The 26,351-nt window shown below is 70.3% G+C and carries 25 protein-coding genes; 12 read left to right on the top strand and 13 right to left on the bottom strand.

Going from position 1 to position 26,351, the window contains the following annotated elements; translation table 11 throughout:
* Positions 1–45 precede the first annotated feature (45 nt).
* Positions 46–1,803, top strand: coding sequence for an AMP-binding protein (locus AMA02S_RS14800; RefSeq protein ID WP_084265162.1), 1,758 nt, complete (start codon positions 46–48; stop codon positions 1,801–1,803).
* Here the strand turns inward: AMA02S_RS14800 and AMA02S_RS14795 are convergent.
* From AMA02S_RS14795 to AMA02S_RS14785, 3 genes are all read right to left on the bottom strand, one after another.
* Entirely contained in the window at positions 1,757–2,971 is a 1,215-nt protein-coding gene (locus AMA02S_RS14795; RefSeq protein ID WP_245667545.1) for a sensor histidine kinase, read from the bottom strand. The two genes, AMA02S_RS14800 and AMA02S_RS14795, sit on opposite strands and share 47 nt — an antisense overlap.
* Positions 2,968–3,630 (bottom strand): response regulator transcription factor, encoded by a 663-nt coding sequence (locus tag AMA02S_RS14790; RefSeq protein WP_067458970.1) that lies wholly within the window; start codon positions 3,628–3,630, stop codon positions 2,968–2,970. The genes AMA02S_RS14795 and AMA02S_RS14790 overlap by 4 nt, the downstream gene beginning before the upstream one ends.
* 63 nt (positions 3,631–3,693) lie before the next feature.
* Positions 3,694–4,617, bottom strand: a complete 924-nt coding sequence (locus AMA02S_RS14785; RefSeq protein WP_084265161.1) for an SMP-30/gluconolactonase/LRE family protein — start codon at positions 4,615–4,617, stop codon at positions 3,694–3,696.
* Between the two features lie 432 nt (positions 4,618–5,049).
* Between AMA02S_RS14785 and AMA02S_RS43265 the strand changes: the two genes are divergently transcribed.
* Positions 5,050–5,223 carry a glycosyltransferase family protein gene (locus AMA02S_RS43265; RefSeq protein ID WP_174550958.1) on the top strand — a complete coding sequence of 58 codons (174 nt, stop codon included), beginning with the start codon at positions 5,050–5,052 and terminating at the stop codon, positions 5,221–5,223.
* 1,357 nt (positions 5,224–6,580) lie between these two features.
* On the opposite strand, the gene AMA02S_RS41715 is transcribed toward AMA02S_RS43265, so the two are convergent.
* On the bottom strand, positions 6,581–7,180 hold the full coding sequence (locus AMA02S_RS41715) for a hypothetical protein (RefSeq protein WP_157430581.1): 600 nt from the start codon (positions 7,178–7,180) through the stop codon (positions 6,581–6,583).
* A gap of 837 nt (positions 7,181–8,017) precedes the next feature.
* Between AMA02S_RS41715 and AMA02S_RS14780 the strand changes: the two genes are divergently transcribed.
* The 5 genes from AMA02S_RS14780 to AMA02S_RS14760 all read left to right on the top strand — a co-directional run bounded on the left by AMA02S_RS14780 (position 8,018) and on the right by AMA02S_RS14760 (position 11,670).
* Positions 8,018–8,329 (top strand): hypothetical protein, encoded by a 312-nt coding sequence (locus tag AMA02S_RS14780; RefSeq protein WP_157430580.1) that lies wholly within the window; start codon positions 8,018–8,020, stop codon positions 8,327–8,329.
* Entirely contained in the window at positions 8,326–9,357 is a 1,032-nt protein-coding gene (locus AMA02S_RS14775; RefSeq protein WP_067458967.1) for a peptidoglycan-binding protein, read from the top strand. Before AMA02S_RS14780 ends, AMA02S_RS14775 begins: the two co-directional genes overlap by 4 nt.
* A 5-nt stretch (positions 9,358–9,362) precedes the next feature.
* Complete coding sequence (locus AMA02S_RS14770) at positions 9,363–10,061, top strand: ABC transporter ATP-binding protein (protein ID WP_439951598.1); 699 nt, start codon at positions 9,363–9,365, stop codon at positions 10,059–10,061.
* Positions 10,058–11,245 (top strand): ABC transporter permease, encoded by a 1,188-nt coding sequence (locus AMA02S_RS14765; protein ID WP_067457962.1) that lies wholly within the window; start codon positions 10,058–10,060, stop codon positions 11,243–11,245. The genes AMA02S_RS14770 and AMA02S_RS14765 overlap by 4 nt, the downstream gene beginning before the upstream one ends.
* A 62-nt stretch (positions 11,246–11,307) precedes the next feature.
* Positions 11,308–11,670 carry a hypothetical protein gene (locus tag AMA02S_RS14760; protein WP_067457955.1) on the top strand — a complete coding sequence of 121 codons (363 nt, stop codon included), beginning with the start codon at positions 11,308–11,310 and terminating at the stop codon, positions 11,668–11,670.
* Here the strand turns inward: AMA02S_RS14760 and efeU are convergent.
* From efeU to AMA02S_RS14740, 4 genes are all read right to left on the bottom strand, one after another.
* Positions 11,667–12,527, bottom strand: coding sequence for an iron uptake transporter permease EfeU (efeU, locus tag AMA02S_RS14755; protein ID WP_084265159.1), 861 nt, complete (start codon positions 12,525–12,527; stop codon positions 11,667–11,669). The two genes, AMA02S_RS14760 and efeU, sit on opposite strands and share 4 nt — an antisense overlap.
* Before the next feature lie 112 nt (positions 12,528–12,639).
* Complete coding sequence (locus AMA02S_RS14750; RefSeq protein ID WP_067458959.1) at positions 12,640–13,896, bottom strand: ribonuclease D; 1,257 nt, start codon at positions 13,894–13,896, stop codon at positions 12,640–12,642.
* A 133-nt stretch (positions 13,897–14,029) separates the two neighbouring features.
* Positions 14,030–14,596 (bottom strand): DUF3000 domain-containing protein, encoded by a 567-nt coding sequence (locus AMA02S_RS14745; protein WP_067457952.1) that lies wholly within the window; start codon positions 14,594–14,596, stop codon positions 14,030–14,032.
* 133 nt (positions 14,597–14,729) lie between these two features.
* Positions 14,730–14,906: a hypothetical protein gene (locus AMA02S_RS14740; protein WP_169806820.1), complete on the bottom strand. Its 177-nt coding sequence runs from the start codon at positions 14,904–14,906 to the stop codon at positions 14,730–14,732.
* A gap of 257 nt (positions 14,907–15,163) precedes the next feature.
* On the opposite strand from AMA02S_RS14740, the gene hemE reads away from it, so the two are divergent.
* Positions 15,164–16,192, top strand: a complete 1,029-nt coding sequence (hemE, locus tag AMA02S_RS14735; RefSeq protein ID WP_281181891.1) for a uroporphyrinogen decarboxylase — start codon at positions 15,164–15,166, stop codon at positions 16,190–16,192.
* A 3-nt stretch (positions 16,193–16,195) separates the two neighbouring features.
* Here the strand turns inward: hemE and AMA02S_RS14730 are convergent, their stop codons facing one another.
* Positions 16,196–17,236: a DUF4349 domain-containing protein gene (locus AMA02S_RS14730; protein WP_067457945.1), complete on the bottom strand. Its 1,041-nt coding sequence runs from the start codon at positions 17,234–17,236 to the stop codon at positions 16,196–16,198.
* Between the two features lie 128 nt (positions 17,237–17,364).
* Between AMA02S_RS14730 and hemG the strand changes: the two genes are divergently transcribed.
* The 3 genes from hemG to AMA02S_RS14715 are packed head-to-tail and all read left to right on the top strand — an operon-like array spanning position 17,365 to position 20,180.
* Positions 17,365–18,864 carry a protoporphyrinogen oxidase gene (gene hemG, locus AMA02S_RS14725; protein ID WP_067457943.1) on the top strand — a complete coding sequence of 500 codons (1,500 nt, stop codon included), beginning with the start codon at positions 17,365–17,367 and terminating at the stop codon, positions 18,862–18,864.
* Positions 18,815–19,519 carry a hydrogen peroxide-dependent heme synthase gene (gene hemQ / locus AMA02S_RS14720; protein WP_067457940.1) on the top strand — a complete coding sequence of 235 codons (705 nt, stop codon included), beginning with the start codon at positions 18,815–18,817 and terminating at the stop codon, positions 19,517–19,519. Before hemG ends, hemQ begins: the two co-directional genes overlap by 50 nt.
* 31 nt (positions 19,520–19,550) lie before the next feature.
* Positions 19,551–20,180 (top strand): hypothetical protein, encoded by a 630-nt coding sequence (locus AMA02S_RS14715; protein WP_067457938.1) that lies wholly within the window; start codon positions 19,551–19,553, stop codon positions 20,178–20,180.
* Here the strand turns inward: AMA02S_RS14715 and AMA02S_RS14710 are convergent.
* Together AMA02S_RS14710 and msrB are read right to left on the bottom strand one after the other, a co-directional pair.
* Positions 20,177–20,776, bottom strand: a complete 600-nt coding sequence (locus AMA02S_RS14710) for a TIGR04222 domain-containing membrane protein (protein ID WP_169806827.1) — start codon at positions 20,774–20,776, stop codon at positions 20,177–20,179. The two genes, AMA02S_RS14715 and AMA02S_RS14710, sit on opposite strands and share 4 nt — an antisense overlap.
* A 28-nt stretch (positions 20,777–20,804) precedes the next feature.
* On the bottom strand, positions 20,805–21,206 hold the full coding sequence (gene msrB / locus AMA02S_RS14705; protein ID WP_067457932.1) for a peptide-methionine (R)-S-oxide reductase MsrB: 402 nt from the start codon (positions 21,204–21,206) through the stop codon (positions 20,805–20,807).
* A 53-nt stretch (positions 21,207–21,259) separates the two neighbouring features.
* Here msrB and AMA02S_RS14700 point away from each other — a divergent pair, with 53 nt between their 5' ends.
* Complete coding sequence (locus tag AMA02S_RS14700; RefSeq protein WP_067457929.1) at positions 21,260–22,342, top strand: DNA polymerase domain-containing protein; 1,083 nt, start codon at positions 21,260–21,262, stop codon at positions 22,340–22,342.
* 79 nt (positions 22,343–22,421) lie between these two features.
* On the opposite strand, the gene AMA02S_RS14695 is transcribed toward AMA02S_RS14700, so the two are convergent.
* A complete protein-coding gene (locus tag AMA02S_RS14695; protein WP_067457926.1) occupies positions 22,422–24,344 on the bottom strand; it encodes a Xaa-Pro dipeptidyl-peptidase in 1,923 nt (640 codons plus the stop codon).
* Positions 24,345–24,549: 205 nt separating this feature from the next.
* Positions 24,550–26,232, bottom strand: a complete 1,683-nt coding sequence (gene leuA / locus AMA02S_RS14690) for a 2-isopropylmalate synthase (RefSeq protein ID WP_174550966.1) — start codon at positions 26,230–26,232, stop codon at positions 24,550–24,552.
* Between the last annotated feature and the right edge of the window lie 119 nt (positions 26,233–26,351).

Raw genomic sequence — 26,351 nt, 5'->3', positions numbered from 1 at the left:
GTGACCATGGCTAACGTGGTGTGAAATCGCTGGAGGAGGGGCGCGGTGGTCCACGCGAGGCCCGTCTACCGGCCGGGATTGCGGCGACGCATCGGGCACAGCCGCGATCTCTCCGCTCTGCTGGTGCGCACTGGTCTGCTGTTCTCCGGCGGCCTCGGCCCGAGTGGCACGCTCCGCCAGCTCGGTGCGCTGCACCGCTGGGGGACCACGCTCGCCGGCATCGTCATCGGCGCCGCCGCGCGTTCCCCGGGCAAGACCGCCCTGATCGACGACGAGGGCGCCCTCACCTTCGCCGAGCTGGACGAGCAGGCCGCTCGCCTCGCCGCCGGACTGCCCCTGCAAGGCCCCCGCAAGCGCGTCGGCGTGCTGTGCCGCAACCACCGCGGCATGGCCGTGACGCTCGTCGCGTGCAGCAGGCGCGGCGCCGAGGTCGTCCTGCTCAACACCGGATTCGGAACGAGCCAGATCAGCGCTGTCCTCAGCGAGCTGCGCCCCGACCTCCTCATCGTGGACGCCGAGTTCGCGCCGCTGCTCGGGGGCGTCCCTCTCGCGCTGCGCAAGAACGTCCTGTGGGCCGACCGCCATCCGGGCCCCAGCATCAGCAAGATCATTGCCTCCGTCCCGCGAAGCAAGACGACGGCCGAGCCCCCGCAGATCCAGGGCCGGACGATCATGCTCAGCTCGGGCACCACCGGGCGTCCCAAGGGCGCCCGCCGCCCACCCCGTCCCGGACTGTGGCCGCTGGCCTCGATGACGTCCCGGATCCCGCTGCGCGCCCGCCAGACGATGATCATCGAAGCGCCGCTGTTCCACACCTGGGGCTATGCCGCGCTGCAGATGGCCTGGGCGCTGCGTGCACCGGCCGTCCTGCACCGCCGGTTCGACCCCGAGCAGACCCTCCACTCGATCGCCGCGCACCGCGACGTCACCGTGTTCGCCGTCCCGGTCATGCTGCAACGCATCCTGGAACTGGCGCCGGAGGTCCGCGCCGCCCACGACATGTCCTCGCTGCGGATCGCGGCGGTCAGCGGCGCCGTGCTTCCCGGCGACCTCGCCACCCGGTTCATGGACGAGTTCGGCGACCGGCTCTATAACGTCTACGGCTCCACCGAGGCGTCCTGGGTGTCCATCGCCACCCCGCGTGACCTGCGGCTTGACCCGCGCACCGCCGGCCGTCCGCCCCGCAACACCTCGCTGGCGATCATCGACGCGCAGGGCACCCGGGTGGGCCGCTCCACCATTGGCCAGATCTTCGCCGCGAACGAGCTGCTCTTCGAGGGCTACACCGGCGGCGAGCCGATGGAGGTCCGCGACGGCCTGCTCGCCATCGGCGACCTCGGCCACATCGACCACCGCGGGCTGCTGTTCGTGGACGGCCGCCGGGACGGCCTGGTCGTGTCCGGCGGCGAGAACGTCGTCCCCCGCGACGTCGAGGACGCGCTGCTGCGCCTCCCGGAAGTCCATGAGGTCGCCGTCGTCGGTGTCCCGGACGACGACTGGGGGCAGCGGCTCGCCGCCTTCGTCGTCCTGCGCCCCGGCGCCCGGCTCGCCGCGGACACCGTCCGCGACCACGTGCACGCCCAGGTCGCCCGGTACGCCGCGCCGCGTGACGTGCACTTCATCCCCGAACTGCCCCGCAACGCCACCGGCAAGGTCGTCCACCGCTGGCTGACCGCCCGCCCCGGACCGGAGCCGGAGGGCCGGGTCGCCTGGCCGGCGACCCGCCCCGAGCCGACCGGCCGCGCCGGCCGGGCGGTCACCCCGTCAGGGCCGCTTTCCGCGCCGCCGGCAACAGCACCGTGATCGACAGGCCGCCCTCCGTCCGCGGGACGGTCTCGATCGTCCCGCCGTGCGCGGCGACCACCGCCCGCACGATTGACAGGCCGAGACCCGCACCGTCCGCCGACCCGACTCGGTCCCTGACGCCCGCCCGATCCGCGCGCAGCCGCCGGAACGGCTCGAAGATCGTCCCGACCTCGTAGGACGGGACGGGCCGGCCCGTGTTGACCACCTGTAGGAACACCATGCCGTCGCGCTCCCCGGTGCGCACCCACACCCGCCCTTCCGGAACGTTGTACTTCAGGGCGTTCTCCAGCAGATTGACCGCGCAGCGCTCCAGCAGCACGGGATCGCCGGTCGCCATGGCCGGCTCCAGCCGCGCCTCCACGTCCACGTCGCCGGCACGCCCGTCCAGCTGGCCGAGGGCACTGCGGACCACGTCGGGCAGCGGCGTGCCCGTCCGGGTGCCGAGTTCCCGCTCCGACCGCGCCAGCAGCAGCAGCCCCTCGATCAGCCGCTCGTGCCGCGCGGTGTTGCCCAGCAGCACGTCCGCCAGCGCCTTGGTCTCCGGCGGGCTCTTCCCGCTCGCCAGCGCGACCTCCAGCACCGTCCGGTTGATGGTCAGCGGCGTCCGCAGCTCGTGCGAGGCGTTCGCGACGAACCGCCGCTGTGTGTCGAACGCCCGGTGCAGCCGGTCCAGCATCCGGTCGAACGTGTCGGCCAGGTCCTTGATCTCGTCCTGCGGCCCCTCCAGCGCGATCCGCTCGTACAGGTTGCTCTCCGACAGCCGCCGCGCCGCCGCGGTGACCGTGTGCAGGGGCCGCAGCATCCGTCCCGCCACCACGTACCCGATCACCACCGCCAGCACCCCGAGCACCAGCATCGTGATCAGCGAGCTCTGCAGCAGTTGCGCCAGCATCTCGCGCTTCTGCTGCGCCGCCTGCCGGTCCGACTCGGCCTTCAGCGCCATCAGCCGCTTCACCGCGTCCGCCGCCATGACGTTCCGCAGCTCCGCGACGGTCGTGGACGATCCCGCGTTCCCCCTCGGGAACCGCTGCTCCATCGACCGGACGGTCAGCAGGTACGTCACCGTCACCAATACCGCCGACATCACCAGGAACAGCGACCCGTAGACCAGCGTCAGCCGCGTCCGGACGCTCAGCCGGGGCCGCAGGCTCGGCCGGGGCCTCACGACGCCTCCAGCCGGTAGCCCGCGCCGGTGACCGTTTCGATCACCGGCGGTTCCCCGAGCTTGCGCCGCAGTGTCGCCATGGTCACCCGGACGATGTTGCTGAACGGGTCGATGTTCTCGTCCCACGCCCGCTCCAGCAGCCGCTCGGCGCTCACCACCCCGCCCTCCGCCCGCAGCAGCTCCTCCAGCACGGCGAACTCCTTCTTCGTCAGCCGCAGTTCCCGCCCGTCGCGGACGACCCTGCGGCGATACGGGTCGAGCCGGATGCCCCTGCGCTCCAGCACCGGCGGCACCGGCGGACCCGCCCGCCGCGACAGCGCGCGCACCCGCGCGACCAGCTCGTCGAACACGAACGGCTTCGGAAGGTAGTCATCGGCGCCCAGCGACAGGCCGTCCACCCGATCATCGACGTCCCCGGCCGCCGTCAGCATCAGGATGCGCCCCGCGTGCCGCCGCGTGACCAACTCCCGGCACACGTCGTCCCCGTGCACCGTCGGCAGGTCACGGTCGAGGACCACGACGTCGTACTCGTTGTACGAGGTACGTTCCAGCGCGTCGTCGCCGTCGTAAACGACATCGACCGCCATGGCCTCCTCCCGGAGGCCCATGGCGATCGTGTCCGCCAGCACCCGCTCGTCCTCGACGACCAATACCCGCATGCGCCCGAGCATGACCGACGGCGGGTTAAACCCTGATAAGTCAGCGACCGAGGAGACCCTCGCTCACGGCTGGACCGCGATGACGTCGTACGGGGTGTCGGGCGCGGGCGTCGTGTTGAAGCGGGCGTTGGGCAGATAGATGCGCTTGTCGAAGTGCGCGACGGTCGTGGGCACATCGAACCGGGGGTCGGTCAGCTTCTTGACGAGCTTCCCCTCGCCGCCGTCCTCGCTCAGCTCGATGACGGCCACGGTGTTGAGCCGGTTCTGCACCGCGTACAGGGTGCGGCCGTCCCGCAGGATCCCGTCGCCGGCGGTCAGCGTCTCACCATGGAGGTCCACCGTCTTCGTCACCCCCGTGGCGGGGTCGACCCTGAACAGCTTTCCGGTGTTCGACTGGATGAGAATCAGGGACTTGCGGTCCGGGCTCGTGGTGATGCCGTTCGCGTTGAACCCCGTCTGGTAGACGATGTCCCCGGTCAGCGGCAGCTTCGTCGCCTCACCGTCCCCGCTGAGGGGCACCTTGTAGAGCGTGGGATTGGTCGAGTCGGTCATGAACGCGGAGTCGTCCGTCAGGGTGACGTCATTGATGAACGACGGAATCGTGTTGAGCGTGTAGGTCTTGAGCAGGGCGCCGTTGTGCGTGTCATAGACACGACCCGTCCCGCTGTTGCCCCCGGCCACGTACAGCCGGTCCTTGCCGATCTTCATTCCGAGCGACGGCTTGCCCACCGCCGGACTGATCACCTCGCCCTTTCCGGTGCGCAGGTCCACACGGTAGATGGCGCCGGTGGCCCGCGAGCCGAGGAACGCCTCGCCGTTGGGACCCGCGGCGATGCCCTCCGGCTGGAATCCGGCGGGAAGCGGGATGCGGTCGGGTGGAGGCTCCGTGGCGCCGAGGGCCGAACCCCCGAGCGGAAGGACGAGGCCTGTTGTCAGCGCGGTGATAAGAAGTCGGTACCACATGCCCGTCAAGATTCCCGGATTCATCCGTCGGCGCTAGTCACACCCGTATACACGGGTCCGAATCGCCCCTGGCGTTCCAGTCCCCAGGTCTTGAGCTTCCAGGTCGGGCCCCGCACCACCACAAAGGGTCCTGAAAAACAGAGTTTGTGGGCTCGTCCGAAACTACAAGAACCAGGGCGTCACTTGGTGGCCGGCGGCGCGGCGTCGAGGACGAGGTAAGAAGGCTGAGGATGGTCAGAGCTATGATGCCCGCCACGACGGCGGTCGCGATCGGCGATACGGGCACCCCTGGTAGATCTCGGCCAGTCGCGAACGGCACGGCTCTGGCAGCAACCCGGCGGAGGCGGCTCGGACGCGCAAACCGGCCCGGGCCGAACAGCCAACCGGATCCTGACGATCCTGGCCAACCGCCTCTATCGCCAGCGCTGGTCGGACCTGTGCTACGGCTACGTCGCCATGCGCCGCGACGCCGTGGACCGGCTGCAACTGGAGTCGACCGGCTTCGAGATCGAGACAGAGATGTGCGTCAACGCCGTCCACGCCGGCCTCCGCATCGCCGAATTCCCCAGCCACGAGACCCACCGCCGCTTCGGTGAATCGAACCTCCGCAAACTCCGTGACGGCCGCTGAATCCTCTGGCCCCTCATCCGCTTCCGCTTCCAAGGCCCTCTCGGCCAGGACACTTCGACTGCCCTCACTCTCTCGTCCCCCGCCTTCGGTCACACAGGCACGGAATGAAGACGGTATAGCCGTCCGAGTCGACTCCGATCAGGCAGAAGCTCCCGGGCGGTTCGCTCCGAGCTGGACGGAGATGGTGCCCCGCACTGTGCAGGTGTAAGTCGCGGCCCGACTGTCGTCGTGTCGGGCTCCCGCCGCCTCGACGTCGTACCGCTCATTTCGCCGTTGGCCAGCGGGGAGTCACTACTACGACGACCCCAATACTTCAGGCTTACGGGGGGAATCCCTCGCATGGGCCGCTCCACAGTCAGCAAATCGTGTCTGAGCGCAGAGTCCAGGGAAGTGCTGGGGCCATCAAGATCAGCTTCTGGGGAGAAACAAGGACGGGCGATACGGCTACGCAAAGGTCACTACATGGTTCGGTCTGCAGCTCCGATCGCCAGCCGAGGACGCCTCACCTGTGGAGCGAGATCTTGGTCTCAGAGGTAGTGTTGCGAAGTCTGACTTAGTCCGGCCAACTTCTTTACAAGACGGGTTGATGCTCTTAGTGTTCCCTGGAAGGGATGCACGGGGGGACAGGGATGGGAAGTCGGCCGACTCGGTACGAAAGAAGACGCAACAGGCAGCTCGGGTGGTGGGCATTTGTGGTGGCGCTTTGCGTCCTCGCCCTGCAGAGCCGAGAGTTGCAGCTGTGGCTCTTGCCTTTGCTTGCGTGGATCACCTACGAGCTATGCTACGTCCCCACCACGTGCGGTGTGCAGACGACTCGTAATGAGCCCTGTCGCAACGCCGCAGATGGGCGCCTGTACGCCTGCAAGGAGCAACCATCACATGCTCCGCTCAAAAGAGACGCACTCTATCGGCTGTTAGGCTTGCGACATGGACCGGCCCTGGCTTCACGGCAGCCCCGGACCGCCTCAGGGACGTCGAACGCAGAGCCTCCACCGGAGCAAGCGACTATCGATCCCCATCAGAAGATCATGCTATATCTGACAATTGTCGCGACTATTGCGGGAATGGTTCAGACATTTTGGGCCGTCAAGGACTCATTCGGCTAGCCAGATGCGGCTGCTGCGCTCGATCAAATCGTCAGATTGAGCTGGAGGCAAGGTTGGGCCGTGACTCTCATAGCGGACGGTCAGTCGCCCAACGGCCAGGCCAGAGTTCGTTCGATCGACAAGCGGTGAAGCCCAGCCGTTACTCATTGGTCACGCCGACACCAAGCACGCGCTCGCCGCACTACCAACAACAATGACGCCTCATCGATCATGCTTTGTGACTCAAGCTCCGCGTACGTGGTGGAAGCGAATCAATCAAATAGTGAGGCGCGTGTCGCGGGCAGCCAATCTAACGGAAGTGCCTGAACGAGACGCTCCTTCGTGGTCTTGGCGATAGCGGCTTTGACGAGTTTGTCGGTGCCCGCTGCGATCGGATCGAGACAGCATCTCGACACAGCTTCATGGCGCTCTGGCGCCTTGCACATGAGGATGGCGAGTGTTCGGGTGGGCCAGAGTAGATCTTCGACCTTGCCGGTAACTGGTAGTGGGACGGCCATCGGTATCGCCGTTAGAACTGCGCGAACGGCGAACTTTACGGTTTCATCGGCGATGTGATTCCTGCAATCAGACGCCACCATCACGAGCGAGAGATGTTCGGCTATGCGGTCGTTCCAGCTTCGGAAAGTGTCGAGCGTGCACGCTAGCGATGCAAGGAGCTCGCACCAGAAATGGTTGACGGAAGTCTTCTTAAAGGTGTCGAGTCCGACAGTTCCGAGTTCACCCTGCAGAGCCTCCATTACATCTTGGGTTAGTGCATTTCCGATGGCCTGCACGAGGTCGGTGATTCGGGTGGTGTCGGCCAACCAGTCGATCAAGTCGGCTATCGAAGTATCGACTGCTGCTTCTTTCATAGGAAAAGTAGGTCTCTTTCCCTCTCGTCCGTTGCTCTTGGCGGCCCACTTCCTCTCCGCTTGCTTGCGAACGACCTCCCGTTCCTCTCTCGTCGGTGCATAGGCAAGTCGTATCCTGTAGGGCCAGCCATGTTCCAGCCCTCCACAGTTGCTGCAGAGGCATTTGTGTTGCTGGGCCTTTTCGCAATTGACTGGATGTGTCGCCATAACCTCGCCTCGAAGTATCGGTCGCCGTGGTCGGTTGTTTAAAACATGTCCGTATCTACTCTGTTGTTGATGTGGAGTTTCCCTACTTATCGCTTCTTTCATTCGACTTGTAACCTTGCTTGCAGGCGGGGGCATATATTCATGACCGAAAAGTAAGACCACTCTGGCAATTAGGAAACTCCTATCCGGGATCTGAGTAACAGCGGGTATCTTGGGTCCCGTGTTACTGTGATTGATTTGTGTTATTGGTGATCCGTTCCATGTTCTCTTTGCTGGGCGACGAGTTCGTGTGCATGGTGAATGAGATGACGGCGGCCACTGCGGTGACTTCCTCAGACTTGATCCGATCCGTCCAGAGGCAGTGCGGCTAACACGGGTTTAACCCTCTGGGGGGTCTAGTTGGGCTTCGTTGGGGCGTGTGGCCTTGGCGGAGAGGGAGACATGGGGTTGCGAGCTTGGGGGCTTGGGCTTGTGGTCGTGGGGCTCTTTGGGGTCTCGGGGTGCGGGGGCGGCGATGGTGGGGGTGGGGTGGCGAGTGTGGGTGGGGTGACGGCCTCGTCCTCGGCTGGTCGGTCGTTGTCGCCGGAGGACGCGCAGGTGAGATTCGCGCAGTGCATGCGGGAGCACGGGGTGGACGTTCCGGACCCCGGGAGCGGGAAGACCATGCGGCTGGGGAAAGGCGGGGATCGGACGAAGGTGCGGGGGGCGCTGAAGAAGTGCCAGTCGTGGTTGCAGGTGGGCGGGAAGATGCCCGATCTCAAGGACCCGAAAATCCATGACCAGTACGTGAAGTTCGCGCAGTGCATGCGGGAGCACGGGGTCGACATGAAGGATCCGTCGCCGGACGGGGAGCTTCAGCTTCCGTCCGGGGATCTGGATTCGGGGAAGGTCCAGAAGGCGCGTGAGGCGTGTCGGGGGAGCCTGCCGGGGGGCGGGAGATGAGGTGGGGGCTGGTCGCCGGTGGTGTCGCGGTCGTGGTGGCCGGGGGTGGGGCGGTCGCCTTCGGCCTGGACGGGGGTGGGGCGAAGGTGGGGAATGGGGCCCGGCTCGGGACGGCGGTGGTGAGCCGGGGTGATCTCGTGGACACCGAGAAGGTGGACGGGAAGCTCACCTATGACGGGGCACGGGACGTCTGGACGGGAGCGTCCGGGGTGGTCACGTGGGCGCCGGAGCGGGGGGCGACGGTCAGGCGGGGCGGGACGCTGCTGCGGGTGGCGGGGAGGCCGGTCACCTTGATGTACGGGGGGAGCCCCATGTACCGGACGCTCAGGGAGGGGGACTCGGGTGCGGACGTGCGGCAGCTTGAGACCAATCTGGTGGCCCTGGGATATGGGGATCTCACTGTGGACGGCGAGTTCACCGGCGTGACGGAGGCGGCGGTCAAGGAGTGGCAGGACGACCGGGGGCTTGAGGAGACGGGCGTCGTCGATTCGGGTCAGGTCGTGTTCCAGGAGGGGGCTGCGCGGGTGCGGGAGGTGAAGGCGCCGGAGGGGAGGCAGGTGGTGAAGGGGCAGCCCGTGCTGGAGGTGGCGGGGACACGGCGGGTCGTCCATGTCGATTTGGATGCCGACAAGCAGGACCTCGCGCGTGAGGGGGCAAAGGTTGCGGTGGAGTTGCCTGGCGGCAAGGTCGTCCGGGGGACGATCAGTGAGGTCAGCAGTGTCGCGGAGAGTTCCGGGACGGGGCAGGACAAGAAGAGCACGGTGGGCGTCGACATCGCGCTCGGCAACGGCGGGACGGGGCGGCTGGACGAGGCGCCCGTGACGGTGGAGTTGGAGAGCGAGCGGCGGGTGGGGGTGCTGTCGGTGCCGGTCGAGGCGCTGCTGGCGTTGCGGGAGGGGGGATTCGCGGTCGAGGTCGTGGACGGGGGGAGACGTCTCGTTCCGGTGAAGGTCGGGGCGTTCGGGGGCGGGCGGGTGGAGGTCGGCGGGGTGCGCGAGGGCATGAAGGTCGGGGTGCCGGTCGGGTGAACGGGATCGGGTGGGACGTTCCCGCGTCCGCGATCGTCGAGCTGGCCGGGGTGACGAAGGAGTACGCGGGCGGGGTCGCGGCGTTGCGGGGCGTGGACCTGGCGATCGGGGCGGGGGAACTGGCCGCGATCGTCGGGCCGTCCGGGTCGGGGAAATCGACGCTGCTGCACATGGTCGGGACGCTGGACCGGCCGACGGCGGGCAGCGTGCGGGTCGCCGGGCACGAGGTCGGGGGGCTCTCCGACCGGGAGCTGTCGGCGCTTCGGGCGCGCCATGTCGGGTTCGTGTTCCAGCAGTTCCATCTCGCGGCGGGGGTGACCGCCCTCGACAATGTGGCCGACGGGCTCCTCTACGGGGGCGCGCGGCTGGGGGAGAGGCGGGAGCGGGCGAAGGCGGCGCTGGAGCGGGTCGGGCTCGGGCGGCGGGCGGGGCACCGGCCGCATCAGCTGTCGGGTGGCGAGCAGCAGCGGGTCGCGGTGGCGCGGGCCGTGGTCGGCGAGCCGGATCTGCTGCTGGCGGACGAGCCGACCGGCAATCTCGATTCCGCCGCGGGCGCGGAGGTGCTGGCCTTGCTGGGCGACCTGCACGCGGCCGGCACCACCGTTGCGATCATCACGCACGACCGGGAGGTGGCGGCGGCTGTGCCGCGGCGGGTCCGGATGCGGGACGGGCTGATCGTCGCGGACGAGGCGGGGGTTCGATGAGGGCGGCGCTCGTGCCGGCGCGATTGGACGTGGCGGACGTGCTGCGGGTGGGGGTCGGTGGGCTGCGGGCCCGTCCGACCCGGGTGGTGCTGTCGGCGCTCGGCATCGCCATCGGGATCGCCACGATGGTCGCGGTCATCGGGATCTCCTCGTCGAGCAAGGAGGACCTGCTGCGGCGGCTCGACCGGCTCGGCACCAACCTGCTGACGGCCAAACCCGGTGACACGCTGTTCGGCGAGAAGGCGGCGCTGCCGGAGGCGGCGCCGGCGATGGTCGGCCGGATCGGGACGGTCACGGCGGTCGGCGCGACCGGTGTCGTGGACGCGACCGCGCGCCGTACCGATCGCATTCCCGAGGAGGTCACGCACGGCATCGCGGTGCAGGCCGCGACTCCGGAGCTGCTGCGCACCCTGGACGTCCGGACGGCGAGCGGGGGCTGGTTGGTCGCCGGACGCTATCCCGAGGTCGTCCTCGGTTCGGAGGCGGCCCGGCGGCTCGGGTTGGACCGGCCCGGCGAGCGGGCGTGGATCGGCGGACGCTGGTTCACCGTTCTCGGCGTGCTGGAACCCGCCGGGCTGGCGCCGGAGATCGACCGGTCGGCGCTCGTCGGATGGGACGCGGCGGAGCACTACCTCGGTTTCGACGGGCATCCGACGACGATCTACGAGCGGTCGGCGGACGCGTCGGTGGCGGACGTCCGCGCGGTGCTGGCCCGGACGGTCGATCCGGAGAATCCGGAGCAGGTCCAGGTCAGCCGTCCCTCGGACGCGCTGGAGGCCAAGGCGGCGGCGGACGGCGCGTTCACCGGGCTGCTGCTCGGTCTCGGGGCGGTCGCGCTGCTGGTCGGCGGCGTCGGGGTCGCCAACACGATGGTGATCTCGGTGCTGGAACGGCGCCGCGAGATCGGCCTGCGCCGATCCCTCGGCGCGACGCGGGGGCAGGTGCGCGTGCAGTTCCTCGCCGAGTCGCTGCTGTTGTCGGCGCTCGGTGGCGCGGTGGGGGCCGTCCTCGGCACCGTGGTCACGGTCGGGTTCGCGCTCGTGCGGGGCTGGCCGGTGGTCGTTCCGGTGTGGGCACTCGGTGGCGCGCTCGCGGCGACTCTGGCGATCGGGACGGTGGCCGGGCTGTATCCGGCGATGCGAGCGGCGCGGCTGTCGCCGACAATGGCCCTGGCCACGGTCTGAGGAACCGGGGCATGATTGGGACGGCCGACGATGTCCCACCCTGGGGGAGGTGCCTCCGCATCATGCCCGTGCCACGCCCGCTCCGCGAGCGCTGCCGCGAGTTCCTCGGGATCGACGGAGAGATCCGCTACCTGTTCCCTGCGATGGCCTACGGTGGCGGGGCGGGTTTCATCTTCGTCGTCACCGACGATCAGGTCGCCGTGATCTCCACCGGCTCGCTGAGCCGCAGTACTCCCAAGAGCGTCTGGGGCAGCTATCCGCGCGGTACCCGGATCGGGCCGGTGGAGACGGGGGCCGGTGCGTCCTTCGAGTTCGCGGGCGCGGTGTTCGAGGTGGACGACGAGTACATCCCGGTCCTCAACGCCGCCGACACCGAGGTCTTCGCACGCGACAGCCTGCCCCGGGATCCGCTGCCGGACCTCTAGGACGCGGCGGGCTCGGTGGTCTTGGACGGCGTCGGCCTGGACGGTGCGGAGGGGCGCAGGAACAGCGCCATCACCGGCACCAGGTAGAGCGCCCACATGGTCAGCTGGAGCCAGGTGATCTGCGGCGTAACGTTCAGGACGCCCTGGAAGATCGTCTGCATCCAGTCGCCCGTGGTCCCGAACTTGGCGAAGAACAGGTGCGGCTCCAGCGCGATCGAGCCGATGCCGGGGAAGACCTCGGCCTCCTGCAGGTCGTGGAAGCCGTAACCGAACACGCCTGCGGCGACCACGATGAGCGCGGCGCCCGTCCAGGCGAAGAAGCGCTTGAGGTTGATCTTCAGCCCGCCCCGGTACAGCAGGTAGCCGAGCGCGACGGCGACGGCCAGCCCGAGCAGCGCGCCGGTGATCGGCTGTGCGGAGCCGTCGGAGGAGTTGCTGATGTTCGTCCACAGGAACAGGGCGGTCTCCAGCCCCTCCCGCCCGACCGCCAGGAAGGCCACGGTCGCCAGCGCGAGGGGGCCGACGTCCAGGGCGCCCTCCAGCCTGCCCTCAAGCTCCGCCTTCATGAACCGCGCCGTCCTGCGCATCCAGAAGACCATCCAGGTGACGAGCCCCACCGCGATGATCGACAGGATGCCGCCGAACAGCTCCTGCGTCTTGAACTGCATCTCCGAGGACACGGCGCTCAGCGCGATGCCGAACCCGACGCTGAGCGCGATGGCGACGCCGATGCCCGTCCACACGGGCAGGAGTGCCCGCCGGTTGCCGGTCTTCACCAGGTACGCGATCAGGATGCTCACCACCAGAGCGGCCTCAAGCCCCTCGCGCAGCCCGATGAGGAAGTTACCGAGCAACATCGTGACACCCCTCCACAAACCACCACTCGTTTAGGCAAAGCTAACCTAAATAAGTCTGCGCCCGGGCACCCGGCCCCTGCAAGAGCGCGCCTCACGCCGGCGGATCGTGTCGCTACAACTCCTTGACTTCCAGCCTCAGGAACGCTCGGGCCAAGGGGTGTGCTGTGAGTTCCACCTGCCAGTGGCGGGCGCCGAGGGCACGGAGTGCGGCGCCTATGGCGGAGGCGGACGACTCCTCGGGTGGAGTCCAGGCCAGGCGGCGAACGGAGTCGGGCTGCATCAGGTTCTCCGACGGCATGGTGTGCTCGTCGGCCAGCGCGGCGACGACCGCGCGGGCCGCGGTGAGGCGCTTGGCGGCCTCGGGGTCGCGGTCGGCCCAGCGGTGGGCGGGCGGCGGACCGTCGCCGGGGACGTTGGACTCGGGCAGGTCCTTGTCGGACAGGCCGCGGGCGCGCGACACGGCGCGCAGCCATGCGGACTGGTGGCGGCGGGCGCCCCGACCGCGCATCGTGGGCAGCGCCTGGAGTTCGGCGGGGGTCTTCGGCGCCTTCAGCGCCAGTTCGACGATCGCCGCGTCCTGCAGGACCCGGCCGGGGGACAGGTCCCGCTCGCGGGCGATCTTGTCGCGGGCCTCCCAGACCTCGCGGACGGCGGCGAGCGCGCGCCGGTTGCGGACGCGGTGGATGCCGGACGTACGTCGCCAGGGGTCGGCGCGCGGCGGCTTGGGCGGGGTGTCGAGGATCGCGGCGAACTCCTCCAGCGCCCAGGCGAGCTTGCCGGCGGCCTCCAGCTCCTCCTGGAGGGCGTCGCGCAGTTCGACCAGCAGTTCGACGTCCAGGGCGGCGTAGCGCAGCCAGTCGTCGGGGAGGGGGCGGGTGGACCAGTCGGCCGCCGAGTGGCCCTTCTCCAGCAGGTAGCCGAGGACGTTCTCGACCATCGAGCCGAGGCCGACGCGCGGGTAGCCGAGCAGCCGGCCGGCCAGTTCGGTGTCGAACAGCCGGCGGGGGACGAGCCCGACCTCGGCGAGGCAGGGCAGGTCCTGGTTGGCGGCGTGCAGGACCATCTCGGCGCCCGCGAGCGCGGCGTCCAGACCGGACAGGTCGGGGCATCCGACGGGGTCGATCAGCGCGGTGCCCGCGCCGGCGCGGCGCAGCTGGATCAGGTACGCGCGCTGCCCGTACCGGTAGCCGGAGGCCCGTTCGGCATCGACAGCGACGGGGCCGGTGCCGGCGGCGAACGCGGCGATGACACGTTCCAGTCCGGCGGCGTCGTGGACCACGTCCGGGACGCCCTCGCGCGGTTCCAGCAGCGGAACGGCCGGGGGCCCGGTGTCTTCCGCCGTCGTTGGCACGGTCCCCGCCGCGGTCATCGCGGCCGACTTCTCCGCACCGGCGTCCCGCTCGGGGCCGGTGGCGCGCGTTTCGGACACTCCCACTGTTCCTGTGTTCTCCCCCGCCGCCTCGGTTCTGGACGCATCTGCCACGCCCCCTACCGTACGTCTCTCAGCGGCCTGTGCCGCCTGGACGGTCGGGTAGGGCGGCGACTCCGGCGGGCGGAAGGCCCGCCGTCGTGCACATGACCTCACACCAGGCGGTCACATGGCCGGCGAGGTCATCGCCGATGGGGGACCAGGAGGCGCGCAGCTCCAGCTCGGTGGTGGACGGTTCGTCGCTCTTGTCGCCGAAGCTCTCGGAGACCGCGCGGGTGATCGTCCCGGACTCGCCGGTGTAGCCCGCGGGTTCCAGGGCCTCCAGCAGCCAGCTCCACGCCACCGAGCCGATCAGTTCGTCGGCGGCGATCTCGGGCTCCAGGTCGGCGCGGATGTAGGCGACGATCCGGAAACCGTGCGCCCACCCCTTGGCGCCGTCGGGGTCGTACAGGACGATCAGCCGCCCCATCGCGACCTCGGTGTCGTCGTCGCGGTAGACGCTGCCGGACAGGGCGGCGGCGTAGGGGGCGAGGTTCCGCGGGGCGGGCATGTCCTCCAGGTCGAGTTCCGGGCGGACGCCGGGTCCGTCGAGGAACTCGCGCAGGGTGTCGAGGGCCCGCTGGAAGGCAGGTGGGTTCATGGTCGGACCGGCCTGGGGGCGGGGGTGAGGCTCGGATCGGTGGTGCCGGGACGGAGCACCGCCGCGGGCGACGGGCGGATGTGGGGGAGAGACAGGCACAGCACAGGTGGTTTCGTTTCGGGGGCCGGGCCGGTCAGGCGACGGCCCGCACGGAGCCGGTGCGGGATGGGGAGGTGTCGCGCTCCTCGACTGGAGTCGGGACGGGCACCGCGGGGAGTAGGCCGACCAGGACGGCCGTTCCGCACTCGACGCAGGCCCGTTCCGGGCACTCCCCGCCATGCCCGTCGGGACACGGCGGCTGCTCGAACATACGTTCATCACCGCAGCTGGAGCAGTACAAGGGGGAACCTCCCTCGGCTATGACACGCATCACGTTCGCATGAGCCGGTGACAGAATGCGGGACTTCGCTCGGCGTGTCCGGAACTTCGTTCGCTTGTCCCGGGTTCCGGTGCCCCTGGCGCACGACCCGGTGCGCCTGAGCCGGGGATTCGTGGGACCATCGCAGCGTGGCACTCGACGTTGCTGGTTCCGACGACTCCCCCCTGAACGCGCACGGCGGCTCCGATCTGAGCCGGAGCCCGTTCCTGCTGGCCTGCCGCCGCAGACCGGTCCCGCACACGCCGGTGTGGTTCATGCGCCAGGCCGGGCGGTCGCTGCCGGAGTACCTGCGGCTGCGCGAGGGCGTCCCCATGCTGGAGTCGTGCGCCCGCCCGGACATGATCGTGGAGATCACGCTGCAGCCGGTGCGCCGGTACGCGGTGGACGCGGCGATCTTCTTCAGCGACATCATGGTGCCGCTCAAGGCCATCGGCGTGGACCTGGACATCAAGCCCGGCGTCGGCCCGGTGATCGCCGACCCGATCCGGGACGCGGCGGCCCTCGGGGCGTTGCGCCCGCTCGAACCGGACGACGTCCCCTACGTCACCGAGGCCGTGCGCGGGCTCGTCGGAGAGCTGGGGTCCACGCCGCTGATCGGCTTCGCGGGCGGCCCGTTCACGCTGGCCTCGTACCTGATCGAGGGCGGCCCGTCCAAGAATCATGACCACACCAAGGCCATGATGTACGGCGAGCCCGAGCTGTGGGCCGCGCTGATGGAGCGGCTCGCCGACCTCACGATCGCCTTCCTGAAGGTGCAGGTCGCGGCAGGAGCCAGCGCCGTGCAGGTGTTCGACTCCTGGGTCGGCGCGGTCTCCCCGCAGGACTACCGCGAGTCCGTGCTGCCGCACACCAGCCGGATCTTCGCCGAGATCGAGCCGCTCGGCGTCCCGCGCATCCACTTCGGTGTCGGGACGGGCGAGCTGCTCGGGCTGATGGGCGAGGCGGGCGCCGACGTGGTCGGCGTCGACTGGCGGGTGCCGCTGGACGAGGCGGTCCGCCGTGTCGAGCCCGGCAAGGCGCTGCAGGGAAACCTCGACCCGGCGGTCCTGTTCGCGCCGTGGGAGACGGTGGAGCGGCGGGCACGGGACGTGCTCGACCGCGGCCGTACCGCCGAGGGGCACGTCTTCAACCTGGGCCACGGCGTGCTGCCGTCCACGAACCCTGACATGCTGGCCCGCCTCGCGGACCTCGTCCACGAGGCGAGCGCCGAACACTAGCGATCAGCGGGGCGGCGGCGGGCCGTGCGGGGGCAGTTCCTCCGAGGCTGACGGCGTCGCCGAGCCCACCGAGCCCACCGCGGCCATCTCCCGCTCCTCCCGCTCGGCACCGTCCGCCTCTCCGGACGGGGACGGGCCGGGCCGGGGACCGCGCATCCGCCGCCGGACGGCGGCGAGGGGCAGGCCGATCACCGTGGCGGCCACGAGGAACGGCAGCAGCCAGCCGAGAACGGTCGCGATGCCGCCGATGAACGCGGTGAAGGCGTCCCAGCCGTCCTTGAGGCCGCCCATGAACCCGCCGCCGTCGTCGTTCTTCTCCTCGGTGGGCTGGGACCGCGCCTCCAGCTCCACGGTCAGGGTCGCGTACCGGGTGCTCTCCTGCAGGGACTTCTGGCGCGCCTGGAGGGACTCCAGGTCCGCCTCCCGGCTGGCGATCTCCTGCTCGACGTTGATGACCTCGCCGACGGTCTTGGCCTTGTCGAGCAGCTTGCGGAACGAGGCGAGCGCGGCCTGCGCCGACCGCACCCGGCTGTCGACGTCGGCGACCTCGCCGGTGACGTCCTCGGCCTGCTGGCTCAGCGACCGCTTCGTCCCGAGATCGGTCGAGAGCCGGGCGAGCACGCCGGCGTACCGGTCGGCGGGGATCTTCAGCCGCAGCGTCGAGGACGGCGGGCTGCTCGATCCCGTCTCCTGCTCGACGTAGCCGCCCGCCGCCGCCACCTGCTGTTTCGCCTTGGTGGCGGAGGCGTCGACGTCGTCGGCCCGAACCCGCAGCGTGGCCGTGTACACCACGGAGCGCGCCGCGGGGAGCGGCACCTTCGCCTCCGCCGGCCCGCCGCCGTCCTTGGGGGAGCGGTAGGCGGGGGCCTGGGGCGCCGCCGCCCCGTTGCGGGAGGCGGAGGCGGTGTCGCCGCTGCCGCCGGTGGACTCCTTGGTGGACGACGACTCGTTCGACGACCCGCTGGAGCACGCCGCCAGCCCCCCGGCGAGCAGGAGGACGATCAACGCGCAGGCCACGTACCTGATGCTTCCGACGATCCGCATGGGGCTTGGACGGGTGTGTCCCAGGTCACCGTTCCGCCGGGCGAATCGCGATCCGGCCACGATGCGGGCACGCACCGGTCACGGCACCCGGTGCGCGGTCCGCCGGAACGTCTGGGAGGCTTGAGGACATGACGAGGCTTGCGGACCTGAGCACGTCCCACGCCGTCGTCGTCGGGGGCGGTATCGCGGGCCTCGCCGCCGCGCGGACGCTGGCCCGCGACGGCGTGCGGGTGACCGTCCTGGAGGGCTCGCCGCGGATCGGCGGCAAGCTGCGGGTGAGCGAGATCGCCGGGCTCGCGGTGGACGAGGGCGCCGAGTCGATGCTCGCCCGCCGTCCCGAGGGCCTGGACCTGGTGGGCGACCTGGGCCGCTCCGACGACCTGGTGAATCCCGGCACCACATCCTCGGCCATCCTGAGCCGCGGGGCGCTCCGGAGGATCCCGTCCGGGCAGGTCATGGGCGTGCCGTCCGACCTGCGCGCGCTGGCCGCCTCGCGGGTGCTGTCGCCGGCGGGACTGGCCCGCGTCCCGCTGGACCTCGTGCTGCCGGAGACACCGCGCGACGCGGATGTGTCGGTGGCGGACTTCATCGGCGCCCGCGTCGGCCGCGAGGTCGTCGACCGCCTGGTCGAGCCGCTGCTCGGCGGCGTGTACGCCGGGCGCGCGGAGCTGCTGTCGTTCGACTCGACGCTGCCCGCCGTCGCCGCCGCCGCGCGCGGCCACCGGTCGCTGATCTCCGCCGTCCAGGGGGTCAGGGACGCGGCGCCGCGTGATCCGGGCCCGGTGTTCGCCACCCTCCCGGGCGGTCTCGGCGCGCTCCCGCCCCTGGTCGCCGCCGACATCACCGCCGCGGGAGGGACGATCAGGACCGACACGATGGTCCGCGGGCTGAGCCGCCGCCCAGGCGGATGGCGGCTCACCCTCGGCGCCGCCCGCGCCCCCGAGTCCCTCGACGCCGATGCCGTGCTGATCGCCGTCCCCGCGGCCCCCGCGTCCCGGCTGCTGAAGCAGGACGTGCCCGCCGCCGCGCATGAGCTGGCGGGGATCGAGTACGCGAGCATGGCGATCGTCACGCTGGTGTACCGGGCCGGTGCGTTCCCTCGGCTGCCGAAGGGCAGCGGCTACCTCGTCCCGGCCGTGGAAGCCGGCCACGGCGTCAAGGCCGTCACGTTCAGTTCGGTGAAGTGGCCGCACCTGCGTGATCGCGAACCCGGGCTCATCGCGGTGCGCTGTTCGCTCGGGCGGTTCGGCGAGGAACATACCCTGCAAAGGTCGGACGAGGAGCTGGCGGCGGCGGCGATGGCGGAGCTGGCCGCGACCTGCGGCGTCGCCGAGCCGCCCGCCGAGACGCGGGTGACCCGCTGGGGCGGCGGGCTCCCGCAGTACAACGTGGGTCACGCCGACCGCGTGGCCAGGGTCAGAGCCGCCGTCGCGGCGGAGCCGGGGCTGGCGGTGGCGGGCGCCGCCTACGACGGGCTGGGCATCCCCGCGTGCATCGCGTCCGCGCGTGCCGCGGCGGCCCGGCTGCTGGAGCATCTGCGCGGGCCAGAGCGTCCGCGCGGTCGAGAAGGAGCAGAGGATGTCAGTGACGGAGCCGGCGGGCAAGCCGAAGGCACGCGAACTCAATAACACCATCCGCTACACGATGTGGTCGGTCTTCAAGGTCACGGACCCGGGTGCGATCGGCGAGCAGCACGCCCCCGAGGTTCAGGACCTGCTCGACCAGGCGGCCGAGAAGGACGTCACCACCCGCGGCGCCTACGATGTCGCCGGGCTGCGCGCGGACGCCGACTACATGTTCTGGTGGCACGCCCCGTCCGCGGAGGACCTCCAGGAGATCTACACCCGTTTCCGCCGGACGGCGGTGGGCCGCGCGAGCGAACCGGTGTGGTCGCAGATGGCGCTGCACCGCCCGGCGGAGTTCAACAAGAGCCACATCCCCGCGTTCCTGGCCGAGGAGGAGCCGCTCGGGTTCGTGTGCGTCTACCCGTTCGTCCGGTCCTACGAGTGGTACCTGCTGCCCGACGAGGAGCGCCGCGCGATGCTCGCCGAGCACGGCAGGATGGCGCGCGGCTATCCGGACGTACGCGCGAACACCGTCTCCTCGTTCGCGCTCGGCGACTACGAGTGGATGCTGGCGTTCGAGGCGGACGAATTGCACCGGATCGTCGACCTGATGCGCCATCTGCGGGGGGCACGCGCACGGCTGCACACCCGCGAGGAAGTGCCGTTCTACACGGGACGACGCAAGCCCGTCGCGGAACTCGTCGCCAACCTGCCCTGAAGGGCGGCAAAGTCTGGGTAAAGTGCGCCCCGTGACCGAGTCTCTGGACGAGCAGTCCCCCGACGAGCAGCCCTCCGGCAGGCGGTCCTCCGCACCGCAGTCCCGCGGCCGTCACGCCAGACCACCGTCCGAGCTGTCGGTCCGCTGGAACCGGCTGGTCGGACGGTCGGTGAGCGGACCGTGGCGCCGCGCCGCCGTCGCCGTGACGGGTACCGCGTCCGCCGCGGCGATCGCCGCCGTGGTCGTGCTGTGCCTGCCCGGCGGCGGCTCCGACGGCGAGCCGCGCGCCGAGGTCGCCGCGCACACCGCACGTCCGTCGGCGAGCCCCAGCGCCGAGACCGAGGCACTCGCGGACCCGGACGAGGTCCCCGAGGCGATGCCCTACTTCGAGACCAAGGACCCGGACCGGAAGATCGTCGGGCATGTCACCGAGGTGCGGCGCAGCGGACAGTTCATCCGCGTTTACACCGACCTGGGGGAGAGCGACGAGAACTCCAAGCCCGCGCTCTCGCTCTGCGAGTGGACGACCCAGTTCCTCAAGGACGGCGGCGAGGACGAGCCGCGCGTCTTCGTCCACGGCAAGAGCAGCGACAACGGAAGCGTCGTCCTGGCGAACAAGCAGAGCGACAAGGACGACTGCGAGGTCGCCGAGACCCGCTAGCCGCCGGTGCCGTACTGCGTGTCGGACAGGCTGCTGGAATCGAGGTCGCGGTAGCCGCCTCCCGCCTCCTTGGGCAACCTGAGCGGTTTCGGGTCGTCCGTCGAGAGGACCTCGCGCATCTTGGCGTCCTGGACGCCCTCGGGGCCGAGCGCGGCGAGCCGGGCGACATCGCCCGTCCCCGGACCCTGCGCGAACCCCCGCCGCAGCGCCTTGCCCTCCTTGGTCGGACGGAGCGCTCCGCGGAACCCCGTGTGCAGCAGGTCGTCCGCGATCAGGTCGTCCGCCACGGCCCGCACCTCAGGTGACCCGGCCACCGCCTCCAGGAGGGGGCCCAGCAGCATCCCGGTGCCGGGAACCTGCTCCAGCACCGCGGCCTGTAGCGGGTCGTCCGGCTCTCGCCGGACGACATTCACGCGGTGTGTCCCTCGTGAGACGCGGACGCGACGCTGCTCGTACAGGGCGAGGAGCGCGGTCTGGGCGACACGCGCCGGCCCGCCGCACAGGAACGCGATCTCGTAGGGACTGAACTCGCTCATAGAACCCCCTGCGCCGTGCCGCCCCCTACTGGGACGCGCACGGCGGACCGGCGGTTGCACCTAAGGCGGCCAGGGACCGCGCCCAGCCCTACTCGGCGGGCTCCAAGGTGAGGCTGATGCTGTTGATGCAGTAGCGGTCGTCGGTCGGGGTGTCGTAGCCCTCGCCGTGGAAGACGTGGCCCAGATGGGAGTCGCACGTCGCGCACTGCACCTCGGTGCGGACCATGCCGAGCGAGCGGTCGTCGATCAGCACGACCGCGTCGGACTCGGAGGGCTCGAAGAACGACGGCCAGCCGCAGTGGCTCTCGAACTTGGTCTCCGAACGGAACAGCTCGGTCCCGCAGGCGCGGCACCGGTACACGCCGACGGTCTTGGTGTCGGTGTACTCACCGGTGAAGGGCCGCTCGGTGCCCCCCTCGCGGAGCACGTGGAACTCCTCGGGCTTCAACTGCGCCCGCCACTCTTCCTCGCTCTTCTGGATCTTCTCCATGCCTTCGAAGGTACCCGCCAGGGACTGTCATGCCCCTGGGTTAACCTGCACCTATGGCCTCGCCCTACATCGAGATCCCGGTCGGGGATCGGCTCGTCAAGGTGACCAACCCCGACAAGGTCTACTTTCCTCAGCCCGGCTACACCAAGCGGCAGCTCGTGGAGTACTACATCGCCGTCGGCGAGGGCATCCTGCGCGCCACCCGTGACCGTCCGACGACCCTGGAGCGCTGGCCCGCCGGCGTTTTCGAGGGCGCCAAGATGGCCACCCGGGAGGACTACGCTCGCGGCCAGATGGGCATGGGCGCGGGCAAGTCCGACGCTTTCTACCAGAAGCGCATCCCCAAGGGCGCCCCCGACTGGGTGCGGACGTCCCGGATCGAGTTCCCGAGCGGCCGTTCCGCGGACGAGGTCCGCCCGACCGAGGTCGCCGTGATCGCCTGGGCCGCCAACCTCGGCACCTTGACCTTCCACCCCTGGCCCGTGCGGGACGGCGACGTCGACCATCCCGACGAGCTGCGCATCGACCTCGATCCGCAGCCGGGCACCGACTTCTCCGACGCCGTCCGCGTCGCGCTCGGCCCGGCCCGCGACCTGCTCGGCGAGCTGGGTCTGACCGGCTTCGTGAAGACCTCCGGCAAGGGCGGCGTGCACATCTACGTCCGGATCGAGCCGCGCTGGACGTTCACCGAGGTCCGCCGCGCCGCCCTGGCGTTCGGCCGCGAGGTGGAGCGCCGCGCCCCCGACCAGGTCACGACCCGCTGGTGGAAGGAGGAGCGCGGCGAGCAGGTGTTCATCGACTTCAACCAGAACGCCCGCGACCGCACGATCGCCTCCGCCTACAGCGTACGACCGGCCTCGCACGCGCCCGTCTCCGCGCCGGTCACCTGGGACGAGCTGGCCGACGTCGACCCCCATGACTTCACCATCGCCACCATGCCCGAGCGCTTCGCCAAGATCGGCGACCTGCACGCCGCCATCGACGACCAGGCGTTCTCGCTGGAGGGCCTGCTCGACCTCGCCGACCGCGACGAGCGCGAGCACGGCCTCGGCGACATGCCGTATCCCCCCAACTACCCCAAGATGCCCGGCGAGCCCAAGCGCGTCCAGCCCAGCAAGGACACCGACCGCGGGTAAGGCGGCCGCCGCCTCCCGTGGCGGGCGGTCGTACGACCCGGCTCAGGGGCGAGCCCCTGAGCCGGGCTGGGGTTGCGAACTAGGAGAGCTTGCGCTCCTGGACGGGCAGGGTCACCTGGGACGGGCCGCGCCAGGGGGTGGCGGGCCGCGGGGTGAGGAGGGCGGCGGGGTCCTGCCCGGTGATGATGGGAACGCTGATCGAAGCGCCGCTCAGGTCGACGGTGACCTTGGCGCCGGTGGCCTTCTCGGTGTTGTAGTCGGCGTCGGTCCCGGCGAGGACGAGCCCCAACCGGTGGCCCTTCTTCAGCAGGTACTCCTGGCTGAGCGTGTCCCAGCGGACGTCGTAGTAGCTGCCGGGCTTCAGCGGGGACGGGTCGCTCAGCGACTCGCGGTTCTGGGCGTCCAGCCAGCCGCGCGCGACGACGTTCACCGCCGAGGAGATCGTCTTGATCCGGGTCTGCTTGTAGCAGCCGTCGTCGGACGCGGTGCCCTCGCCGTTGCAGTCCTCGGTGGTGAGCGTCTCGATGCCCGAGCCCGTGCCGAGGTAGTCGACGCGGGTGTCGTCGCCGTAGTCGACCAGCAGCGCCGTCACGTTCGAGGTGGGCTTGTTCAGCATGATCCGCAGGCCGGCGGTGGGGGTGCCGGACAGGCGGGTGGTCTCCGGCAGCGGTCCGGAGACGTAGGCGACGCGGAACGGCTTGGCGGTCGTCGGGCTCGCGACCATCTCCGCCTCGGTGGTCCCCTTCCCGGCGCCGGGCACGTCGGTGAACGTTCCGGTGGAGCCCTTCGCGGCGGGCTCGGGGCCGAGGGAGCCGTCGGCACCGGGGTGAAGCGTCACCGCCTTCGCCTCCTGGGCCGGCCAGTCCGACTGGGTCACCCACTGGTCGGGGCCGAGCTGGATGTCGGCGCGCGGCAGCCGGAGCACGTCGTTGTCGATCTTCTGAAGCTCGTGGTCGAACCACTTGTGCAGGACCTCGACCCAGGCGGCACGGCGGATGTCGAACGGGTCGACGTGCCCGGTCTGCGACAGCCACACCTTCCGCTGGACACCGCGCTTGGCCAGGGCGTTCCACCACTTGGCGAAGTGGTCGTCCTTGACGTTCAGGTCGTTGACGCCGTGGTAGGCGAAGATGCTCGCGCGGACGTTCTCGACGCGGCCGATGGTGCCGTCCAGGTAGTCGGTGGTCTTCCAGTAGGCGTTGTAGTTACCGGTGGCGTCGTCCTCGCCCTTGTCGAGGTCGGCCCGGACGGCGGCGCACTTGGCGGCCGGGTCGGTGTCGACGTAGTCCGACAGCCAGGGCTGCTCGTCATCGGTGTACTTCACGCCGTTCATCCGGCTGTAGGCGTACCAGTTGCTGATCGCCGCGATCGGGACGATCGTCTCCAGCCCCTGCACGCCGGTCGCGGCGACACCGTTGGCGAGCGTGCCGTCATAGGACTTGCCGATCATGCCGGTGCGACCGGTGGTCCAGGTGGCCGTGGCGGCGCTGCCGTCGGGCTTGTAGGCCTTGGCGCGGCCGTTGAGCCAGTCGATGACCGCCTTGCCGCCCAGCACGTCGGACGGGCCGCCGCTGACGGGGCAGCCGTCCGAGCGGGTCGTGCCGACCATGTCCACGGCGAGGAACGCGTATCCGCGCGGCACGAAGTAGTTGTCGTAGTACAGGGGGAACTTCTGCGGATCCCCCTTCGCGTCGTAGGTCTTGCGCTCGCTCTCGTTGCCCCGTCCCGCGTTGTCGTAGTAGGGGCTCTCATCCATGATCACCGGCACCTTGAGACCCTGTTCGGTCTCCTTGGGCCGGATGATGTCCACGTTGACCCGGTCTGTCTTGCCGTCACGGTCGCTGTCGACGCCCGTCTCGACGTACACGTGCTCGCGGATCGCGTCCTTGTAGGAGAAGACCGGCTGGGTCACGCCGTGCTTCACCACGATCTTGGGGACCGGTCGCGCGGCGGCGGTCGCGCCGCCCGCGACAACGAGCGCCGCGCCGGTCAGCACGGCCACGGTCGTCGTGCGTCGGGTCCGTCTCAGGGGTCGCCTGGCCAACCCGCACCTCCGGAAAATGGGAGCATTCATTCCGGGCACAGGTTCCTCGTCCGCGCGCTCGCGGTAAAGGTCGGCGCTCGACTAACTCCGTCTGGTTTTGGTCACATCCTGCCCTTGCGCCGCCCCCGGCCCGCCGTGGATCGTGCAGGCCGGGGACGGGGTGTCAGGCGCCCTTCCTCGCCCTGTTCACGGCGGACAGCACGGCCTGGACGGACGCCGCGAGCAGCGAGGTGTCGCGTCCGGCGCCCCAGCGGGTAACTCCGTCGACGCGGCATTCGGCGTAGGCCATCGCCGGGGAACTCTGCCCGGGCCGGGTCGAGTGCTCGACGTACTGCAGGACGTCCACCTTGATCCCGGCGGAGGCCAGGGCACAGGCCAGGGCGTCGAGCGGGCCGTTGCCGGAGCCGGTGTGCTCGCCCTCGTCCCCGTCGACGCGCAGGACGCCGGTGAAGTCGTGCCGCCCGGGGCCGGTGTGGGACGTCCGCCATCCGGTGAGGGCCATGGGCCCGGAATGGTCCAGATACTCGGCGCGGAACAGCTCCCAGAGGTCATCGGCGGTGACCTCCTCCCCGCTGCCGTCCGTCGCATGCTGCACGACCTGGGAGAACTCGATCTGCAGGCGGCGCGGCAGGTCCACCCCGTGGCCCGTCCGCAGCAGGTAGGAGACGCCGCCCTTGCCGGACTGGCTGTTGACGCGGATGACCGCCTCGTACCCGCGTCCGACGTCGGCGGGATCGATCGGCAGGTACGGGACGTCCCAGGGCGCCGCTTCCGGCGGCACGCCCAGCTCCGCGGCGCGCCGGGCGTGGTGCGCCATGCCCTTGCCGATGGCGTCCTGGTGCGTCCCGGAGAAGGCCGTGTACACGAGGTCGCCGCCGTAGGGATGCCGTTCGTGGACCGGCAGCCGGTTGCAGTGCTCGACGGTGCGGCGGATCTCGTCGATGTCGGAGAGGTCGATCCGCGGGTCCACGCCCTGCGCGTGCAGGTTGAGGGCCAGCGTGACCAGGTCGACGTTCCCGGTGCGCTCGCCGTTGCCGAACAGGCAGCCCTCCACCCGCTGCGCCCCGGCCAGCATCGCCAGCTCGGCGCAGGCCACACCGGTGCCCCGGTCGTTGTGCGGGTGGACCGACAAGATCACCGAGTCTCGCCTGGCCAGCTCGCGGTGCATGAACTCGATCTGGTCGGCGTAGAGGTTCGGGGTGGCGATCTCGACCGTGGCGGGCAGGTTGAGCACGACGGGGCGGTCGGGTGCGGCGTCCCACAGCAGCGTCACCGCGTCGCACACCTCCAGCGCGAAGTCGGGCTCGGTGAAGTTGAACGTCTCGGGCGAGAACTGGAACCGCACGCCGGGCCCGGCGAGCCGCGCCACGTCCGCAGCCCCGTCCAGGATCAGCCTCTTCAGCCCCTCGCGGCCGAGGCCGAGGACGACCTCGCGCCAGGCCGGGCCCGTCGCGGTGTACAGGTGGACGACCGCGGCGGGCATCCCCTCGATCGAGGCGATGGTGCGCTCGATCAGGTCGCGGCGCGCCGGGGTGAAGACGACGGGCGTCACGTCCGCCGGCACGGCGCCGGGCTCGGCGAGCTGCCGGACGAAGTCGAAGTCGGTCTGGCTCGCCGAGGGGTAGCCGACCTCGATCTCCTTGTAGCCCATGGTGGTGAGCAGGTCGAACATGCGGCGCTTGCGGACGGGGTCCATGGGCTCGGCGAGCGCCTGGTTGCCGTCTCGCAGGTCCACGGGCACCCAGAGCGGCGCCTCCTCCAGCCGCCGGGACGGCCAGGTCCGCGCGACCTCCGGGACGGGCGACGGCACCCGTTCGTGGACGGACCGGTAGCGGTGGGACGGCATGGAGCCGCCGCGCTGCGGGTTCCAGAAGGGCGCGCCCTCGGGCACGGGGCCGGACGGGGTTCGCAGGGTCGGAAACAGGGTGGGGGAACGGTCGTTCACGTGGCTGTCCTCAGATGCCG

The organism is Actinomadura macra NBRC 14102 (genome assembly GCF_001552215.1).
In the GTDB taxonomy this organism is placed as follows: domain Bacteria; phylum Actinomycetota; class Actinomycetes; order Streptosporangiales; family Streptosporangiaceae; genus Spirillospora; species Spirillospora macra.
This window is presented reverse-complemented; position numbering and strand designations above follow the sequence as displayed.

What these genes read in the sequence shown, in the direction of transcription:
- AMA02S_RS14700 (WP_067457929.1), top strand. Translation starts at nt 21,260, where the DNA reads ATGGCCTCGCCCTACATCGAGATCCCGGTCGGGGATCGGCTCGTCAAG.
- hemG (WP_067457943.1), top strand. Translation starts at nt 17,365, where the DNA reads ATGACGAGGCTTGCGGACCTGAGCACGTCCCACGCCGTCGTCGTCGGG.
- AMA02S_RS14775 (WP_067458967.1), top strand. Translation starts at nt 8,326, where the DNA reads ATGAGGTGGGGGCTGGTCGCCGGTGGTGTCGCGGTCGTGGTGGCCGGG.
- msrB (WP_067457932.1), bottom strand. Translation starts at nt 21,206, where the DNA reads ATGGAGAAGATCCAGAAGAGCGAGGAAGAGTGGCGGGCGCAGTTGAAG.
- AMA02S_RS14750 (WP_067458959.1), bottom strand. Translation starts at nt 13,896, where the DNA reads ATGACCGCGGCGGGGACCGTGCCAACGACGGCGGAAGACACCGGGCCC.
- AMA02S_RS14760 (WP_067457955.1), top strand. Translation starts at nt 11,308, where the DNA reads ATGCCCGTGCCACGCCCGCTCCGCGAGCGCTGCCGCGAGTTCCTCGGG.
- hemQ (WP_067457940.1), top strand. Translation starts at nt 18,815, where the DNA reads ATGTCAGTGACGGAGCCGGCGGGCAAGCCGAAGGCACGCGAACTCAAT.
- AMA02S_RS41715 (WP_157430581.1), bottom strand. Translation starts at nt 7,180, where the DNA reads ATGAAAGAAGCAGCAGTCGATACTTCGATAGCCGACTTGATCGACTGG.
- AMA02S_RS14785 (WP_084265161.1), bottom strand. Translation starts at nt 4,617, where the DNA reads ATGAATCCGGGAATCTTGACGGGCATGTGGTACCGACTTCTTATCACC.
- AMA02S_RS14765 (WP_067457962.1), top strand. Translation starts at nt 10,058, where the DNA reads ATGAGGGCGGCGCTCGTGCCGGCGCGATTGGACGTGGCGGACGTGCTG.
- AMA02S_RS14790 (WP_067458970.1), bottom strand. Translation starts at nt 3,630, where the DNA reads ATGCGGGTATTGGTCGTCGAGGACGAGCGGGTGCTGGCGGACACGATC.
- efeU (WP_084265159.1), bottom strand. Translation starts at nt 12,527, where the DNA reads ATGTTGCTCGGTAACTTCCTCATCGGGCTGCGCGAGGGGCTTGAGGCC.
- leuA (WP_174550966.1), bottom strand. Translation starts at nt 26,232, where the DNA reads ATGCCGTCCCACCGCTACCGGTCCGTCCACGAACGGGTGCCGTCGCCC.
- AMA02S_RS14745 (WP_067457952.1), bottom strand. Translation starts at nt 14,596, where the DNA reads ATGAACCCACCTGCCTTCCAGCGGGCCCTCGACACCCTGCGCGAGTTC.
- AMA02S_RS14730 (WP_067457945.1), bottom strand. Translation starts at nt 17,236, where the DNA reads ATGCGGATCGTCGGAAGCATCAGGTACGTGGCCTGCGCGTTGATCGTC.
- AMA02S_RS43265 (WP_174550958.1), top strand. Translation starts at nt 5,050, where the DNA reads ATGCGCCGCGACGCCGTGGACCGGCTGCAACTGGAGTCGACCGGCTTC.
- AMA02S_RS14740 (WP_169806820.1), bottom strand. Translation starts at nt 14,906, where the DNA reads ATGTTCGAGCAGCCGCCGTGTCCCGACGGGCATGGCGGGGAGTGCCCG.